General features: G+C 57.4%; 18 protein-coding genes. 14 read left to right on the forward strand and 4 right to left on the reverse strand.

The features are described from left to right. Positions 1-55 precede the first annotated feature (55 nt). From AC6I8W_RS06685 to idi, 3 genes are all read left to right on the forward strand, one after another. The gene (locus tag AC6I8W_RS06685) at positions 56-1,168 is read left to right on the forward strand and encodes a suppressor of fused domain protein (protein WP_497837475.1); all 1,113 of its coding nucleotides are present in this window, start codon (positions 56-58) and stop codon (positions 1,166-1,168) included. A 179-nt stretch (positions 1,169-1,347) separates the two neighbouring features. After that, the gene (locus AC6I8W_RS06690) at positions 1,348-3,243 is read left to right on the forward strand and encodes a methyl-accepting chemotaxis protein (RefSeq protein WP_497837476.1); all 1,896 of its coding nucleotides are present in this window, start codon (positions 1,348-1,350) and stop codon (positions 3,241-3,243) included. Between the two features lie 196 nt (positions 3,244-3,439). Next, positions 3,440-3,973: an isopentenyl-diphosphate Delta-isomerase gene (idi, locus tag AC6I8W_RS06695; RefSeq protein WP_497837477.1), complete on the forward strand. Its 534-nt coding sequence runs from the start codon at positions 3,440-3,442 to the stop codon at positions 3,971-3,973. Positions 3,974-4,014: 41 nt separating this feature from the next. On the opposite strand, the gene AC6I8W_RS06700 is transcribed toward idi, so the two are convergent. Continuing rightward, positions 4,015-5,487, reverse strand: coding sequence for an MFS transporter (locus AC6I8W_RS06700; RefSeq protein WP_497837478.1), 1,473 nt, complete (start codon positions 5,485-5,487; stop codon positions 4,015-4,017). A gap of 230 nt (positions 5,488-5,717) precedes the next feature. Between AC6I8W_RS06700 and osmF the strand changes: the two genes are divergently transcribed. From osmF to AC6I8W_RS06720, 4 genes are read left to right on the forward strand one after another with little or no spacing between them, the layout of a single operon-like run. Further along, positions 5,718-6,626, forward strand: a complete 909-nt coding sequence (gene osmF, locus AC6I8W_RS06705; RefSeq protein ID WP_497837479.1) for a glycine betaine ABC transporter substrate-binding protein OsmF — start codon at positions 5,718-5,720, stop codon at positions 6,624-6,626. 3 nt (positions 6,627-6,629) lie between these two features. Further along, complete coding sequence (locus tag AC6I8W_RS06710; protein WP_497837480.1) at positions 6,630-7,784, forward strand: ABC transporter permease; 1,155 nt, start codon at positions 6,630-6,632, stop codon at positions 7,782-7,784. After that, positions 7,781-8,716, forward strand: coding sequence for an ABC transporter ATP-binding protein (locus tag AC6I8W_RS06715; protein WP_497837481.1), 936 nt, complete (start codon positions 7,781-7,783; stop codon positions 8,714-8,716). Before AC6I8W_RS06710 ends, AC6I8W_RS06715 begins: the two co-directional genes overlap by 4 nt. After that, positions 8,716-9,447: an ABC transporter permease gene (locus AC6I8W_RS06720; protein WP_497837482.1), complete on the forward strand. Its 732-nt coding sequence runs from the start codon at positions 8,716-8,718 to the stop codon at positions 9,445-9,447. Before AC6I8W_RS06715 ends, AC6I8W_RS06720 begins: the two co-directional genes overlap by 1 nt. On the opposite strand, the gene AC6I8W_RS06725 is transcribed toward AC6I8W_RS06720, so the two are convergent. Both AC6I8W_RS06725 and AC6I8W_RS06730 read right to left on the reverse strand, forming a co-directional pair. Then, positions 9,428-9,535, reverse strand: a complete 108-nt coding sequence (locus tag AC6I8W_RS06725) for a YohO family small membrane protein (protein ID WP_497837483.1) — start codon at positions 9,533-9,535, stop codon at positions 9,428-9,430. The two genes, AC6I8W_RS06720 and AC6I8W_RS06725, sit on opposite strands and share 20 nt — an antisense overlap. 80 nt (positions 9,536-9,615) lie before the next feature. Then, positions 9,616-10,353, reverse strand: coding sequence for a MerR family transcriptional regulator (locus tag AC6I8W_RS06730; RefSeq protein ID WP_497837484.1), 738 nt, complete (start codon positions 10,351-10,353; stop codon positions 9,616-9,618). A gap of 150 nt (positions 10,354-10,503) precedes the next feature. Here AC6I8W_RS06730 and AC6I8W_RS06735 point away from each other — a divergent pair, with 150 nt between their 5' ends. From AC6I8W_RS06735 to AC6I8W_RS06745, 3 genes are read left to right on the forward strand one after another with little or no spacing between them, the layout of a single operon-like run. After that, the gene (locus tag AC6I8W_RS06735; protein ID WP_013508400.1) at positions 10,504-11,067 is read left to right on the forward strand and encodes a helix-turn-helix domain-containing protein; all 564 of its coding nucleotides are present in this window, start codon (positions 10,504-10,506) and stop codon (positions 11,065-11,067) included. Then, on the forward strand, positions 11,064-11,591 hold the full coding sequence (locus AC6I8W_RS06740; RefSeq protein ID WP_497837485.1) for a GNAT family N-acetyltransferase: 528 nt from the start codon (positions 11,064-11,066) through the stop codon (positions 11,589-11,591). Before AC6I8W_RS06735 ends, AC6I8W_RS06740 begins: the two co-directional genes overlap by 4 nt. Further along, positions 11,588-12,040 carry a GNAT family N-acetyltransferase gene (locus tag AC6I8W_RS06745; RefSeq protein WP_497837486.1) on the forward strand — a complete coding sequence of 151 codons (453 nt, stop codon included), beginning with the start codon at positions 11,588-11,590 and terminating at the stop codon, positions 12,038-12,040. Before AC6I8W_RS06740 ends, AC6I8W_RS06745 begins: the two co-directional genes overlap by 4 nt. A 50-nt stretch (positions 12,041-12,090) precedes the next feature. Here the strand turns inward: AC6I8W_RS06745 and AC6I8W_RS06750 are convergent, their stop codons facing one another. Further along, the gene (locus AC6I8W_RS06750) at positions 12,091-13,062 is read right to left on the reverse strand and encodes a LysR family transcriptional regulator (protein WP_497837487.1); all 972 of its coding nucleotides are present in this window, start codon (positions 13,060-13,062) and stop codon (positions 12,091-12,093) included. 146 nt (positions 13,063-13,208) lie between these two features. On the opposite strand from AC6I8W_RS06750, the gene argH reads away from it, so the two are divergent. Genes argH through AC6I8W_RS06770 form a run of 4 tightly spaced genes read left to right on the forward strand, consistent with a single transcriptional unit; the run spans position 13,209 to position 17,134 of the window. Next, the gene (gene argH, locus AC6I8W_RS06755; RefSeq protein ID WP_497837488.1) at positions 13,209-14,636 is read left to right on the forward strand and encodes an argininosuccinate lyase; all 1,428 of its coding nucleotides are present in this window, start codon (positions 13,209-13,211) and stop codon (positions 14,634-14,636) included. A 10-nt stretch (positions 14,637-14,646) separates the two neighbouring features. Then, on the forward strand, positions 14,647-15,519 hold the full coding sequence (locus tag AC6I8W_RS06760) for an amino acid ABC transporter permease (RefSeq protein ID WP_497837489.1): 873 nt from the start codon (positions 14,647-14,649) through the stop codon (positions 15,517-15,519). 10 nt (positions 15,520-15,529) lie between these two features. After that, positions 15,530-16,294, forward strand: a complete 765-nt coding sequence (locus AC6I8W_RS06765) for an amino acid ABC transporter ATP-binding protein (protein WP_013508406.1) — start codon at positions 15,530-15,532, stop codon at positions 16,292-16,294. A gap of 18 nt (positions 16,295-16,312) precedes the next feature. Continuing rightward, positions 16,313-17,134: an ABC transporter substrate-binding protein gene (locus AC6I8W_RS06770; RefSeq protein WP_497837490.1), complete on the forward strand. Its 822-nt coding sequence runs from the start codon at positions 16,313-16,315 to the stop codon at positions 17,132-17,134. Position 17,135: the final 1 nt, after the last annotated feature.

Consider the following 17,135-nt stretch of genomic DNA (forward strand, 5'->3'; position numbering starts at 1 on the left):
CGATCCTGCTCTATTCTCGGGGGAAATGGATCCCTCCAGGCATTGTTGAGGCGTTATGACACACCACCCTCTGATTGCTGAGGTGCCGAATCAGCAAAACACATTAACGGCCATCGTCGAGCAGGACGCACGCACGGCCTATTTTTACATTTGGCCGAACGACCTGTTCCGCAGCCAGTATGCGGTGCGCGGTTGCTGGTTACGCAACCTGCTGCCCGCACCGGCCCGCGAGGATCGTGACGCGCTGGAGCAAGGCATCGCGCCGCTGCTTAGCGCTGAGTTTTGCCGCACGCTGGAAGCGGAGCCAGCGCTCGATCCGGCCGGTTTACAGGTGCTGTGGGAGGCGAGCGACGATGGTGCGGCTTTGTGGTATTACGGCCAACTGCTGGCGGTGATCCCTGGCTGGAGCCTGTATCAGGATAAACAGGTGAGCTTCTCAGCGGGGTGTATTAAAGCCAATCGCCTGACCGCACCGCTTGGCTCGGCCTCGACCAACGACTACTACGCACGCGCCGAACAGCAACGCCATTTCTGGCGTGACTGGCATGATGGCCACTTGTGGGACGTGGTGCAGCGCGAGTTGATGCAGTGCTACCAGGCGCAATTTGGTGAATCGGTGAAGTATTACGCCATCGATCAGGGCAACTGGCCGCCGATGGCGATTTCGCAGCACTGGCATCAGGGCGTGTGGTACTTCCTCACCCTCGGCATGGGGATCCGACCGATGCCGCAGGTGGATTATCTGTTTGATGAGCTGGCACCGCAGTATCGCCGCATTGAACTAGCAATGGCGGTGGATGGCGAAGTGATGAACGAAGCCAATGCGGTGCAAATGGCCAGTGCACTGGCCGAGTTTGCCCATCTGCCGTGGGCGCGCCTCACCTGGCTGGGCGAGGGGCATACGCTGGCGTCAGAAGTGTCACCGGTGGGTTTCGAAAGTTTCCTGCTGGCGAATGGGCTGGCCCCGGAAGCGGCGCAGTTTCGTCTGCCGAAGCGCGAGGGCGACCGGGTGAATTTACTGTGGTCAACACCGATCACTGAGGCTGAACGCCAGTTTGCGCAGGCCGATGAACGCGGTGGGCAGCAGCTGTTGCAGCGTCTGCTGGCGGACGGCAACAGCCATATTTTTCGTCCCAGACAAGAGGTGGTGGATCCTCCCATCGCCTGAACCGTAGCGGCGCGATTTATCGCGCAGGTTTTGCTATACACGCCAAACACATCGCGCCGCTACATCATCACCTGCATCAATTATTTTATTGCTTTGTGATCGCGCGCACCTCAAGTTCCTCCTTAACAAGCCGTTAACCCGGATCAGGCATCTCGCCACTCCAGGGTAAGGGCACTCCCATGTTAAAAACTACACAATCCCGTTTCACCGCGACCCTCGTCGCGTTTTTCGTCGTGCTGATGCTGGTCACCTTGTTGGTGATCAATCAATTTATTGCGCCACAACTGAGCCACAATGAGAGTCGCCTGGTACGTTACGAAGTTGATGGCCTGGCCGCACGCATCATTGAGCAGATGAATCGCGTCCAGGCACAGCAGCGTGCCATTACTGAAGCAGCAGGGGTGATGGACAGTGCCAGCATTGATACGCTGTTGCCTGCGCTGGTCAACCAATATCAGGACAGCAACGTGTTCGGTGGCGGTATCTGGCCACTGCCGAACCGTCGCGATCCGGCCAAAGAGAAAGACAGTTCGTTTTTCGCCCGCAACGCCAGCAACCAGTTACAGGTCAATACATACTGGAACTCTGACGCCGCTGACAAATATTGGGAACAGCCCTGGTACAAAGACGGTATGGCCGCCGCTAAAGGTCAGTGTGCCTGGGCGAAGGCCTATCAGGATGCTGCCAGCCCACAACCGCGCACCAACTGCGCGATGGCGATTTACCGCAATGGCACCGCCTGGGGCGTGGCGACCATCGACGTGACGCTGGGGTTCTTTAACCAACTGGCGAAGCAGATGGGGGAGGCGATTCATGGCCGCGTATTGATCGTCGAGGCCGATGGCAAAGTGGTGGGTAACGCCGCATTGGTCGATGCTGCGGCGAAACTGGAAAATCTGACCGATACCCAACTGCCGTTGGCACCGGCGTTGAAAACGTTGCTGGCGCAGGCGGGCAGTCAGCCAACGCAGGCGACCTATGACGCGGAAGATGGCGAGCATACGCTGTTCCTGCAAGCTATCCCCGGCAGCCCGTGGTATCTCGCCAGCGATGTGCCTTCCAGCCTGCTGAATGCGCAAACCCATAGCATGTTGACCCGGCTGGGCCTGGTGCAGATCCCGCTGGCGGTGATCCTGCTACTGGTGTTGCTCGGCTTTGTGCGAGCCATGATGAAGCGCTTAAGCCAGCTCAACCGTAACATTGAAGCGTTATCGACCGGTGGCGCGGATTTGACGCAGCGTCTGCCTGCCAGCAACAGCCCGGAATTTAACGCTGTGGCGCAGAGCTTCAACCAGTTCATTGCTTACCTTCAGGGGCTGATGCGTCAGGTGGGTGACAGCGCGCTGGCGATTACCGCTGCCTCGCGTGAGATCGCCAGCGGCAACGCTGACCTGTCGGCGCGTACCGAATCACAGGCCAGCTCGATTGTTGAAACCGCAGCCTCGATGGAGCAGTTGACCGGTACGGTGCGGCAGAACGCAGACAACGCCACCCATGCCAATCAACTGGCCGATGATGCCTCGCAGGTAGCGGCGCGCGGTACAGAAGTGGTGCGTCAGGTGGTCAGCACCATGGGCGAGATCCACCACTCGTCGCGCAAAGTGGTCGATATTATCAGCGTTATCGACAGCATCGCTTTCCAGACCAATATTCTGGCCTTGAACGCCGCGGTCGAAGCCGCACGCGCTGGTGAGCAGGGACGTGGTTTTGCGGTGGTGGCATCGGAAGTGCGAAATCTGGCACAGCGTTCAGCCAACTCGGCACGTGAGATCAAGAAGCTGATTGAGGAATCGGTCACCAACATCGATACCGGCAGCCAGCTGGTGGAGCAAGCCGGACAAACCATGGATGAGCTGATGCACGGTGTCAGCAGCGTCACCACGCTGATGGGGGAGATTATGTCCGCCAGCCGTGAGCAGAGCTTAGGTATCGATCAGGTTAACGTGGCGATCACCCAACTTGACGGCAGCACGCAACAAAACGCCGCGCTGGTTGAGCAGGTCTCCGCTGCCGCACGTGCGATGGAGGAGCAGAGCGTCCAGCTGGAGCTGGTGGTGCAAAGCTTTAAACTTTAAGCGCTTTTCCGCGGTGGCACCTGCGGTGCCACCGTTTCTCCTTCCTTTTTAATCATTCTCCATTTTTTATGCTGCTCTGGTAATTGGCTGCTAAAATTAACCTTCAGTTACGCAAACGCACGGAATGTACGCAATTTTCCCGTTTACCCGCGCCGTGATTGTGTACAATGGTTGAGATTTTTCTGAAGGAGTTGTCATGTCCGCCATAGAAGTTATTCTCGTCGACCACCTCGATCGTCCCACCGGCAAGATGGAAAAGCTGGAAGTTCATGAAAAGGGATTACTGCATCGCGCGGTAACGGTTTACGTGTTTAACTCGCGGCATGAACTGCTGCTGCAACGTCGTGCCAGTGGTAAATATCACTGCGGCGGGTTGTGGAGTAACACCTGTTGCGGTCATCCTTATCCGCAGGAATCTACCCGTGCCGCCGCTGAACGTCGTCTGCGCGAGGAGATGGGGTTGTCGCTGACGCTGACGCCGGTGTTTGAGCTGAGCTACAACCTGCCACTTAGCAATGGCCTGACGGAACATGAATATGGTCACGTGTTCTTTGCCATCAGCGATGAACAACCGAAACTGAACCCGGAAGAGGCTGATGCCTGGTGCTATCGCTCAGTGGCGCAGATCCAGCAGGAGATAGCGCAATCCCCGGATCAGTTCACGCCGTGGTTTCTCTTCACCTTCGCCCGGATTCCCGCCACGCTGGATGCGTTCCAGCTCCCGGCATAATTCCGTCGCAGCGCGATTTATTGCGCCGCGACGTCATAACGCTACCTGGTTTGGAAATCCTCTGCATCCACATCGTAACCCGATGGCTCCCAGCGAATTGCCAGTAGCGCCAGCAGACCGGCCAGCGGTGCGAGGAAAATCACCCAGAATACCCCGGTGCCAAACGCGGCGACCAACAGCGGGAAGACAAACAGCGACACGGTCGAACTGCCACGCATCAGCGTCTGGTTAAAGCCCACGCCCACGCCACGCAGCGAGGTCGGATAGCTCAGCGACGCAAAGGTCATGGTATGCGAGCCGGGACCAAAGCCCTGACCGAACAGGAACAGCGCCAGCATGGCGATCGCTATCGCCGCCTGCTCGCCGCCTTCCGGGCGTCCAATCAACGCCAGACCAAGCAGCGCCACGCACTGGCAAGCGTAGCCGGTCACCGACATTTTCCACGCACCGAGACGTGGCACCAGCCGTACCGCCAGCAAACCGCCGACAAAAGCAAACAACAGGTTCAGCGCCAGCGACACCAGGATGGTGGTCAGCATCGATTGGGCAAAGAAGCTGGAAATAATCACCGGCAGACCAAAGGCCACCGCGTTATAGGCAAAGGAGGAGGCGATGGAGGTGACGGTCGCCAGGATGGTGCGACGGCGATAGACGCCCTGCAACAGCGCGCCATAGTTACGCCAGCTGGCTTTGCGTACGCGGGGCTGCTTACTCAGGTCGGCGTCATCTGCCACCCGCGCGTTGATATTGTACGAGCGGCGCAAAATATCTGCCGCGCCGTGCAGATTGCCCTGATTGGCGGCCCACACCGGGGACTCGCTCATATAACGGCTGCGGATTGCAATAATCACAATTGCCGGGACAGCACCAAAGCCCAGAATCAAGCGCCACAACCAGTCGGTATGGCTTTCCGGCAACACCGCATACAGCAGCAACACCAGCAGGTAGGAGATACTGATCGCTGCGTACCAGGTGGGACACCACATCGCCACGCTGGCGGCTTTATTGCCCTGACCGCGCAATTTAGAAAACTCGGCAAGGAAGGCCATCGCCACCGGTAAATCGATACCGACACCCAGTCCCATGACAAAACGCGCACCGCCCAGCACATATTCGTTGGGGGCAAAGGCACAGGCCAGCGCCGCCACCACAAAGAAGAACATATCGGCCATAAACACCCGGTAGCGACCAATTTTATCGGTCAGATAGCCACCAATCAGCGCACCAACGATAGCACCAAAGGTGATCGCTGCCGCCACCATGCCAGTGCCGGTCGGTGTCAGCTGGAACTCGCGTGCCACATCTTTAATACCAAACGCCAGCGCGCCCAGGTCGTAGGCATCAAGAAACACCCCGCCCAGCGCGATAGCGATGACGATGCGCGCGTTACTGCGCGACTGCTCGCTGTTATTGATCAGATTTGACACATCGGACGCACTGCGGATCCACTGCGTCTCACCCTGAGGTTGATTCCCTGCCAGCGCCACATGGGCGGGAGAAGTTAAGTCGGACATGATGTTGTTGTCTGTATTTTTGTAAATATGGGACTATGAGGATAATCCTCAGTGGGCGGCTGAAAAATTCCATTTGGTTATATGAGCAACGAATTGGTTATAACTGATTTGAAATGGCTAGCAGAAATTGACCGAAGCGGAAGCCAAAACCCTGCTTGACCGCACCCATCCCGGTTCGCCAGGCTACGCTTGTAACTCACCATACGATAACAATACTGAGGGCGAACGGCATGATTAAGCAGGGTTTACTGGGACTGATCGCATTAGCAATGAGCGCCACTGCGGCGCAGGCAGCCGACCCGGTGCGGGTGGGATCGAAGATTGATACCGAAGGTTCGTTGCTCGGCAATATCATTCTGCAAGTGCTGAACAAACATGGAGTGCCGACGGTGAATAAAATTCAGCTCGGCACCACGCAGGTGGTACGCGGGGCCATCACCGCGGGCGCGCTGGATATCTATCCTGAATACACCGGCAACGGGGCATTTTTCTTTAATGATGAGAAAGACCCGGCGTGGAAGAATGCGCAGCAGGGTTATGACAAGGTGAAGACCCTTGATGCGGAGAAAAACCATCTGGTGTGGCTGACGCCAGCGCCGGCCAATAATACCTGGACCATTGCGGTACGCAGCGATGTCGCCGAGAAAAACAAACTCACCTCGCTGGCGGATCTCAGCCAGTACCTGAAAAAAGGCGGCACCTTCAAACTGGCGGCCTCGGCAGAATTTATCGAACGCAGCGATGCGTTACCGGCGTTTGAAAAAGCCTACGATTTCAAACTTGATCAATCACAGCTGCTGTCGCTGGCGGGCGGCGATACGGCGGTGACCATCAAAGCCGCAGCGCAGCAGACCTCCGGCGTGAATGCGGCGATGGCTTACGGCACCGACGGCCCGGTGGCGGCTCTGGGGCTGAAAACCTTAACCGACCCGAAAGGCGTGCAGCCGATTTACGCGCCCACCCCGGTGATCCGCGATGTGGTGTTGAAGCAATATCCTGATATCGCCAACTGGTTGCAGCCGGTGTTCAGCAAGCTGGATGAGAAAACGTTGCAACAGCTCAATGCGCAGATCGCGGTGGACGGCCAGGACGCCAGCCAGGTAGCGCAGCAGTGGCTACAGCAGAATAAGTTGCTGTAAGCGGTGGCGCGATTATTCGGGCAAGCGCAACCGGTTTTTCTGCTGCTGGTGGGGTTAATCAGCGCGGCGTTCGCTTCGCTGCCGATGCTGACGTATGCGGCGAATCGGCTGGTCTCCGGTCAGCCGCTGATGTTGTGGCAGATACCCCAGGGGGGATGGCTGTTGCTGCCGTTGCTGGCGCTGTGGCTGCTGACTTTCCTGCCAGCCCGGCGCACCGCGCTGTTGTTGCTGATCAGTAGCGAATGCCTGTTTGTGTTGCTGATCTGGCTAAGCGGTCACCAGGCGACACTGCTGGCGCAGAGCGGCAGTCGGCTGGCTCGTACCGCTTTTGGCAGCGGCTTCTGGAGTGCGGCGGCGCTGACGTTATTACTGGCGGCGGAGGCGATTCGTCAGCTTCGCAGCCAGACAACGTGGCGCATCTTACTCAATCTGCAAATGTGGCTGATCCCGATTGGCCTGCTGCTGAGTGGCTACCTGAATCAACTTTCCCTGTTAAAAGAGTATGCCAACCGTAGTACGGTGTTTGATGCTGCCTTCAGCCAGCATCTGACACTGCTGGCTGGCACGTTGTTGCCAACGCTGTTGATTGGCCTGCCGTTGGGCATCGTCATTGCCCGACGCTCCCGCTGGCAACAAACGGCTTTCAGCGTGCTAAACCTGATCCAGACCGTGCCCTCGGTGGCGCTGTTTGGTCTGTTGATTGCGCCACTCGCCGGGCTGGCGGCACAGTTTCCGCTGCTGGCGAGTTGGGGTATCGCGGGCATCGGCATGGCCCCGGCGCTGATTGCGCTGGTGTTATATGCGTTGTTGCCGCTGGTGCGCAGTGTGGTGGCCGGTTTACAGCAAGTACCGGCGGAGGTACGGGAAACCGCGCGCGGCATGGGGATGAGCCGCTGGCAGCAGTTCTGCTTTGCCGAATTGCCACTGGCGCTGCCGGTGTGGCTCTCCGGCTTGCGGGTGGTGGTGGTACAGACGCTGGGGTTGGCGGTGGTGGCGGCGCTGATTGGTGCCGGGGGATTTGGTGCCATTTTGTTTCAGGGGTTATTAAGTAGCGCGCTGGATTTGGTGCTGTTGGGGGTGATCCCGGTGGTGGCACTGGCGGTGATCGCCGATGCGCTACTGCGTTTACTGGCCGCGCTGTTGGAGAGGCAACCATGATTGAATTTCACCAGGTAAACAAAGTCTTCGACGGTAAAGCGGCGGTACGCAATTTGTCGCTGCATATTGAAAAGGGCAGCTTTACGGTGCTGATTGGCACCTCGGGTTCCGGCAAGTCCACGACGCTAAAGATGATCAACCGACTGGTTGAGCATGACAGCGGGGAGATCCGCTTTGCCGGTGAAGCGATTGAACGGATGGATGCGCGCGCCTTGCGACGCCGTATCGGCTATGCGATTCAATCCATCGGTCTGTTCCCACACTGGAACGTGGCGAAAAACATCGCCACGGTGCCATCGCTGCTTGGCTGGTCAGCGGCGCGGATCCGCGAGCGGGTGGCTGAGCTGCTGACGCTACTGAACCTTGATAGTGAGCTGGCGACGCGCTATCCGCATCAGCTTTCTGGCGGTCAGCAACAGCGTGTGGGTGTGGCGCGTGCACTGGCGGCGGATCCCGAGTTGCTGTTGATGGATGAACCTTTCGGCGCGCTTGATCCGGTCAATCGTCAGGCGCTGCAACAGGAGATGTTGCGCATTCACCGGCTTTCCGGGCGCACCATTGTGTTGGTGACGCATGATATCGACGAAGCGCTGACCCTGGCTGACCACCTGGTGCTGATGGATGGCGGCGAAATTGTCCAGCAGGGCAAACCGATTGAATTGCTGACGCAACCCACCAGCGATTTCGCGCGGGAATTCTTTGGTCACAGCGAACTCGGCGTACGCCTGCTGGCGCTGGGCCGGGCCGGGAACGCGGTCCGACGCGGGGAGTGGCTGGAAGCCGAACCGATCGCCGCGGGCTTAACCTTGCGTGAGGCGCTGTCGCAGTTTATCGCCCGACGTACTGACAAGCTGCCGGTGGTGGATCAGCATCAGCAACCGCTTGGCGTGCTGCACTTCAGTGATTTGCTACGCCAGCGCGAGGCGAGCTGATGCGCTGGCTAAAAGATCCGTTGTACTGGCTACTGGCGTTGTTTCTGTTGCTGCTGTGGGGGCTGCCACACAGCGCGCCGCTGTTTGCCCACTGGTTTCCGCAACTGGAGCGACCGTTATATCAACAGGACAGTTTCTGGCGTCTGGCACTGGCGCATCTGTTGCTGGTCATCAGCGGCAGTGCTCTGGCGATTGTCGTTGGGGTGAGTTGTGCGGTGTTTGCCACGCGGCGTAAAGGAAGGGCATTTCGCCCGCTGCTGGAAACCCTCGCGGCCGCCGGACAGACCTTTCCTCCGGTGGCGGTGCTGGCGATTGCGGTGCCGGTCATGGGATTTGGTGCCACACCGGCGGTGATCGCCTTGTTCCTGTATGGCTTGCTGCCGATTTTGCAGGGTACGCTGGCTGGGCTGGATAGCGTACCGGCCAGCAATCGCGAAATCGCGACGGGTCTCGGTATGGGGCCGTGGCGGCGTTTATGGCAGATCGAACTGGCGCTGGCAGCACCGGTCATGATGGCCGGGGTGCGCACGTCGGTGATGATTAATATTGGCACGGCAGCGATTGCCTCAACCGTTGGCGCGGAGAGTCTGGGATCGCCGGTGATTATCGGTCTGAGCGGCTTTAACACCGCCTATGTGATTCAGGGGGCATTGCTGGTGGCGCTGCTGGCGTTGGTATGCGATCGCCTGCTTGAACGCGTTCAGCGCTGGCTTAGTTGGTGTGCAGAATAAGGCTGTAGCCTACCAGCATCAGGCCACCCATACCGCCAAGTGCCATCACGCCAAACAGGGTAGAGATGAAGATTTTTTGCCAGTTCATGTCAAAACCTGAGAAAAGTCATTGAGTGCGGCATGATAACGCGCACATCTGCCCGGGCAAAGGCCGATGTGTGCTTTTTATTATGTGCTGGGGTCGTGGAGGTGGACGTTAAAACCCTGAGCCTGCCAATGTTCCAACTGTTCATGCTGGCGACGCGTCAGTTTTTTACCGGTCCAGACAAACAGATTCTGGCCGGGGAACAGCTCCGGGCGCGGCAGCTCCAGCGGTTCTGCCAGTACATCCATACGCCAACCTTGTTGTGACAGACGCCAGGCCTCCAGCCAGATGCGTGTGCGATCATCGACACCCCAGCCAATCATCAGGGCATCTTTGCCCGCTTTTTTGCGCGAACCGGTCAGGCAAAACGCCACATAATCAATTAACGCGCCATCGAGTAAGCTGCACATGGCGCGAGCGGTGTTTTGATCCAGGCCGAGACGCTGTCGAACCGGCACAATGACGTGATCGATAAGCGCATCTACCGGATGTTCACGTCCGACAGTGGCGATTTTGGCGCGCAGCTTGGAAGGTCTGACATGGCGTAGCACGCTCATCAGCTCCTCCTGTAAGGTATTCCAGCCGTCGTGAACATTGACTTGTTCTCCCTCCAGCAGGGCCTTAACCTTGCCAACGGGCACGCCACTTTCTATCCAGCGTTTGATCTCTTCGATTCGCTGAACATCTTCATCGTCAAACTGGCGGTGACCACCTTCGGTGCGCTGGGGCTTTAACAGACCGTAACGTCGCTGCCAGGCGCGAAGTGTTACCGGATTGATTCCACAGCGTTCGGCAACATCGCCGATACTGTATAAGGCCATATCTTCCTCAACATACTGACCTGCATCACCACACCTTAACTGTAGCGATTAACTTGTACAACAAAATTTTCCGTGTACAACTTGACGGAAATCGTGTTTTCAGGTTTTATCTCAATTGTGAGATTTATTTCCCATAATTGAGAGGTGGCGATGTCTGAACCAGATACCGAAGATCGACTGGCCGCTCGTTTGGCGGAATTACGCCTGCAACGTGGCTGGTCGCTGGATGAACTGTCAATGGCCACCGGCATCAGTCGGGCCACATTGTCGCGCATTGAGCGCGCGGAGACCAGCCCAACGGCAGCCTTACTTAACCGGCTGTGTGTCGCCTATGGCCTCACCATGTCGCGTTTATTGAGCGAAGTGGAGGATGAGGCCCCCTTGTTGCTCAAACCTGAACAGCAGCCAGTCTGGGTTGATGAACTGAGCGGCTTTCAGCGCCGCAACGTTTCGCCACCTGCCACTCATTTTAGAGCAGAAATGGTGGAAGGGGTGTTACAACCGGGTTCACGCATTGATTATGACGCGCCACCGATTCAGGGGCTGGAACAGCATATCTGGTTACAGTCCGGCGAGTTGACTATCAGCATGGAAGCGCAAAGCTGGACGCTCCAGGCGGGCGACTGCCTGCGTTTTCACCTGACCGGCAAATCCTCCTTTACCGCGCACCCGCAGGGTGGCGCACGTTACATTCTGGTGGTGTGCAAACCATGACCGAAATCGAACAGCTGAGTGCCAGCCAGGCGCAGCCTCTGGTGGCAGCATTGTGTGATGTGTTGCAGGGATGTGTGGCAGAGGGTGCCAGCGTGGGGTTTATCGATGCCCACGATCGCGCGGTGATGGAACGCTTCTGGCAGGACAAAATTTTCAGCCTTGCCAGCGGGGATAATCAACTGCTGGTGGCACGTCGCGACGGTGTAATAGTGGCGACGGTGATGGTGGGGTACAGCGCAATGCCCAATGGCCGTCACCGTGCAGAAATCAGCAAACTGCTGGTGCACCCACGGGCGCGACGTCTGGGCATCGCCCGACGCTTAATGCAGCAGGCGGAACAGCTGGCAGCGGATAACGGCAAAACCTTGCTGGTGCTGGACACGCGCAGCGGTGATGTGGCGACCGATCTCTATCTGTCGCTTGACTGGCAAATTGCTGGCTCCATTCCTCACTATGCTGAATCCACTGAAGGTGTGCTGGACGCAACCACGGTGATGTTTAAAACCTTGCGGTTGCCCGCATGATAGTGGTGGCGCAGGAACCGATTCAACAGCCGGATGCCCTCTGGCTATTAGATCGTTTGTCCGACACCCTCGCGCAACTCACCGGTAGCAGCGGTCGTGCCAGCTTTGATGCCGAAGCGATGCAGCAGCAGGGGAGTTGTTTTGTGATGGCGCGCGATGCACAACGCAGGCCGGTGGGCTGCGGCGCGTTTCGCCCGTTACAATCGGGCGTAGCGGAACTGAAACGTATGTATGCGTTAAATAGCGGGCAGGGCATCGGTGCGGCGATGGTGCAGTTTCTGGAGCAGCAGGCGCGGAAGCAGGGGTATCAGGCGATGTGGCTGGAGACGCGCAAGGTGAATCAGCGTGCGCTGGCGTTTTATGCTCGCCAGGGTTATCACCCCATTGCACCCTTTGGGCATTATGTTGGCAATGCGGCGGCGCAGTGTCTGGGTAAAGTGTTGGATTAATCATCGCACCTGGCGTAGCGGCGCGATTTATCGCGCGGGGGCGCACCAAATCAGTGCACCCCCTCCGCCTCGGGGATCGCCAGCGCCTGCATAAACAGCTTAATAATCGGATTTATTTTACGACCCTTCTTCATCATCAGGCAGAACGGATTCTCCATGCGAATCGATTCATCCCCCAATTCACACAACTGACCGCGTGCAATAAACGCAGCCGCGTAGTGTTCAGGTAAATAACCAATAAAATGGCCGGTAAGAATCAGCATGGCGACAGATTCAACCTGAACCGCCTGCACACCGCTGTCCTGTAATGGAATAAGTCGCCGCGCATCACGTGGCGTAACATATAAATGGTTTATTACCTTTTGTTCGCGTAATAATGTCAGGGGTATTTTATGGTCAGCACTGCCGGAATAAAGTGGGTGGCCTGCTGAACAATATAATTTCGAGTGTTCTTTATATAACGGGAAGTAATCGAAATCACTTTTCATTTCATACACCGGCGCAATGCCGCAATGAAATCGGCCTTCGCTAATACCGCGTTCAATATCGTCTAATTGTGCCGTTTGCAGACGGATTTGCACCTTTGGTGCATTCTGGTGCAACTGCTGCACCGCGTTGGTGACCGGCGACTGAGGATCGGAAATGGTGTTGTCCACCACACAAATGGCGATGTCACCCAGCAGCTCGTTGCGGCTGTTGTGCAGCCGTTCACGGAACAGATTGAGCGAGACAAACAGCTCCAGTGTCGCCTGATAGACGTTGATGCCGTACTGCGTCAGTTCAAAGCCTTCGCGCCCACGGCTGCACAGCGTCATGCCAAGGCGAATTTCCAGATCGGAAACCTGCTTACTGATTGCCGCCAGACCAATATTCAACTCGTGGCTGGCGGCGGTTAATCCACCGGCTTCCACCACGCATTTAAATACGCGCAGCAATTTTAAATCGATATTACTTAATGCCAGCACCGCATTATCGCTGCGATTGATTGCATTGTTTCCAGACTGGGAAACTTTACTTTCCATCTTTGCTATTCAACTCCGGAATTATTGCGGTGAAAGTGTAGTGAACCTGAAATGTGCCGTGTTTACCAGCGTAGCAATAAAATAAGTTTTTATTATCGCTGACACCTAATTCATCTCGCTATTGATTATTGGTAAGGGGAAATTGCATGTCTGAGAAAGCAGAACTGTTATGGGGTGCGCGTTTTAAAGCGGCACCGGCGGCCAGTTTAACCGCGCTGTCACGTAGCCCGGATTACTACTTTGCCCTGGCACCTTACGATTTTGCTGGCTGTCGTGCTCATGCCCGTGAACTTGCGCGCGGCGAACTGCTGAGCGACGCGGAACTGAGCACCATGCTGGCGGCGATTGATGAGCTGGATGCTGAGTTCCGCGCCGGTCAGCTGCATCCCATCGCGGCGGATGAAGATGTGCATACCTTTGTCGAACGCGCGCTGACCGAACGTTTAGGGCCGCTGGGTGGCAAGCTGCGTGCGGGTCGTTCGCGTAACGATCAGACCGTCAACGACCTGCGTCTCTATCTGCGCGATAACGGCCGCAAGGTGGTGACTGCGCTGCTCGGGCTGCAACAGGCGCTGGTCGAGCAGGCGGCACAGCACACTGAAAGCGTGGCGCCGGGCTTTACCCATTTGCAACAGGCGCAGCCGATTGTGTTTGGTCATCAGCTTCTGGCGCATGCGCAATCCTTTGCGCGTGATATCGAACGTATGCAGGACTGGGATCGCCGCAGTGCGCGTTGCCCACTCGGTGCTGCCGCCATGGCCGGTTCCGCTATTGCCCGCCAGCCGGAACTGGCAGCGGCAGACCTGGCATATCTCGCGCCGTGCGAGAACTCGATTGATGCGGTTGCCAGCCGTGACTACGCCGCCGAATTTCTGTTCGTTACCAGCATGATTGGCATCAACCTGTCACGCCTGTGTGAAGAAGTATGCATGTGGGCATCGCGTCAGTTCCGCTGGGTCGAACTGCACGACAGCTACGCTACCGGCAGCTCGATCATGCCGCAGAAAAAGAACCCGGATATCGCCGAGCTGACGCGCGGTCGTTCGGGTCGCCTGGTCGGCAACCTGACGGCGCTGCTCACCACCATGAAAGCGATGCCACTCTCCTACAACCGCGACCTGAGCGATGACAAACGCAACGTGATTGACGCCGTCGACACCCTGTTGCTGGTGCTGCCCGCGATGGCGGGCATGATGGCAACGCTGAAATTCAACACCGAGGTAATGCGCGAGCAGGCACCGGATGGCTTCACGTTGGCAACCGAAGTGGCCGACTGGCTGGCGATGCGCGGCGTGCCGTTCCGTGAAGCCCATGAAATCACCGGCCAACTGGTGCAACGGTGCGAGCAAGAGGGCTGTGGTCTGTCCGATCTCAACGATGCGCAGTTGCAGGCAGTCGATAGCCGTCTGACCGCCGAAGTGCGCGGCGCATTGACGCTGGAGTCCGCACTGGCGGTACGTAACGGTTACGGCGGAACGGCACCTGAGCGTGTACGCGAGCAGCTGGCGCGTCTGCAAACCCTGATGCAAGCCCAGCAGCAGTGGGCTGACGACTATGCTGGCCCGCGCGCCTGAGGAGACGCTGATGTCGCAATCGACCACGACTGCAACCCATAACGCCAGCAGCCCGCCGCATTACGATCTCGATCGTTATCAGGTGGTGCCGCGCCGTTACTACGGCCGCATCACGGCCTCGGCAGTGATCCTGATCCTGCTGGCGCTGCTGGTTAACGCCTTTGCGCACGGCAATATTGAATGGTCGTTTGTCGGCCAGTTCTTTACCGCCAAAGCGATTCTCGATGGGGTGGTGAACACCCTGATTATGTCAGTGCTGGCGATGGGCTTCGGCGTGTTGTTCGGGGTGATCACCGCCATCATGTACATGTCGCCCAACCCGGTGTTGCACTACATCGCGGTCGGTTACGCCTGGATCTTCCGTGGTACGCCGCTGATTTTGCAACTGCTGCTGTGGTTCAACCTGGCGCTGGTGTTTCCTACCATCAGCATTCCCGGCGTGTTCAGCGTACAAACCGTCACGGTGATGACGCCGTTCCTCGCCGCGCTGCTTGGCCTGAGCATCAACCAGGGGGCGTATACCTCCGAAGTGGTGCGTGCCGGTCTGCTGTCGGTGGATACCGGCCAGTACGAAGCGGCCAAAGCCATCGGCATGCCACGTTTACAGGCGTTGCAGCGCATCATCCTGCCGCAGGCGATGCGCGTCATCCTGCCGCCGGTGGGCAATGAATTTATCAGCATGATCAAGACCACCAGTCTGGCGAGCATGATTCAATACTCGGAACTGCTCTACAACACCCAGAACATCTACTTTGCCAACGCGCGCGTGATGGAACTGCTGTTCGTGGCCGGTATCTGGTATCTGATCGTGGTGACGGTGTTGTCGTTCGGCCAGAGCCAGCTGGAACGCTACTTCTCACGCGGCCATCGCCGTCATCACTAAGGAGTGAGAGATGAGAAACATCGTGCGCGCCGTCAAGGTGAACAAATATTTCGACCAGTTCCACGCCTTAAAGGATGTCAGCCTTGAAGTGAATTACGGCGAGGTGATGTGCATTCTCGGGCCATCCGGCTCCGGCAAAAGTACCTTTTTGCGCTGCATTAACCAGCTGGAGAAAGTCGATCAGGGCGGTATCTGGGTTGACAACGAACTGGCGGGCTACCGCATCAATGGCAACAAACTCTACCCGCTGAGTGATAAGCAGATTGCTCGCCAGCGTTTGCAAACCGGCATGGTATTCCAGCGCTTCAACCTGTTCCCGCATAAAACCGCGCTGGAAAACATCATCGAAGGGCCGTGTCGCGTGCTGCTGCGCCCGAAGCGTGAAGCCAGCGAAGAGGCGATGGCGCTGTTGGATCGTGTCGGTCTGGCGCACAAGGCCCATGACTATCCCCAGTCATTGTCTGGCGGCCAACAGCAGCGAGTGGCGATTGCCCGCGCGCTGGCGATGAAACCGAAACTCATGCTGTTTGATGAACCCACCTCGGCGCTCGATCCGGAAATGGTCGGTGAAGTGCTGGCGGTGATGCGTCAACTGGCAAAAGAGGGCACCACCATGCTGGTTGTTACCCACGAGATGGGCTTTGCCCGCGAAGTGGCGAACCAGGTGGTGTTTATGGATGAGGGACGCATTATCGAGCAGGGCGCACCGGAAGACATTCTGTTGAACCCGCAAAATCCACGGATGAAAAACTTTATCAACGCGATTCTTCTTTAACTGACCGGGGTGATTTGAATGAAAAAACTGTTATTGAGTGCCGTAAGTGCCGCGCTGCTGCTGCAATCGTCTGCCTGGGCCGACATCGCGGTGCCGGCGTCGATCAAAGAGAAAGGTTTGACCGTGGCGATCATGCCGAACTATCCGCCGATGGACTTTAAAGATCCGGCCAGCAACCAGCTGACTGGCGTCGATTACGATCTCGGTATGGCGATTGGTCAGAAGCTGGGCGTCAAGATCAACTGGCAGGAGATCGCCTTTGAACAGATGGTCAACGCGGTGGTAACCAAACGTGTTGATATGGTGATGTCCGGTATGACTGACACCAAAGAGCGCCAGAAGGTGGTCAACTTTATCGACTACTTCAAAACCGGCCCGCAGTTCTACACCTTATCCGCGCGTAGCGACATCAACAGCGCGATGGATCTGTGCGGCAAGCGCGTAGGCACCAGCCGTCGCACCACCTTCCCGCAAGAGATTGCCAACTGGAGTAAAGAGCACTGCGAAGCCGCCGGTAAACCGGCCATTGTAGTGGTGGGCGCAGAAGGCACCGCCGATGCTCGTACCCAGCTGCGTCAGCGCCGTCTGGATGCCGCCGTACAAGGTAGCGAAACCCTGCCGTACATCATGAACCTGGAAAAAGGCACCTTTAAGCCGTTGGATAAAGCCTTCTCCTTCCAGTACACCGGCATGGCGATGGGTAAAGATGCAGCGGATCTGACCACCGCCGTGCAGGGTGCGCTGGATGCGATGATCGCCGATGGGACTTACCAGAAGATCCTTAGCAAATGGGGTCTGAGCGATAACGGTGTGGCAAAGGCCACGGTAAACCAGGGCTAAC

Source organism: Pantoea sp. X-Soil-TKNS-1211 (assembly GCF_059730495.1).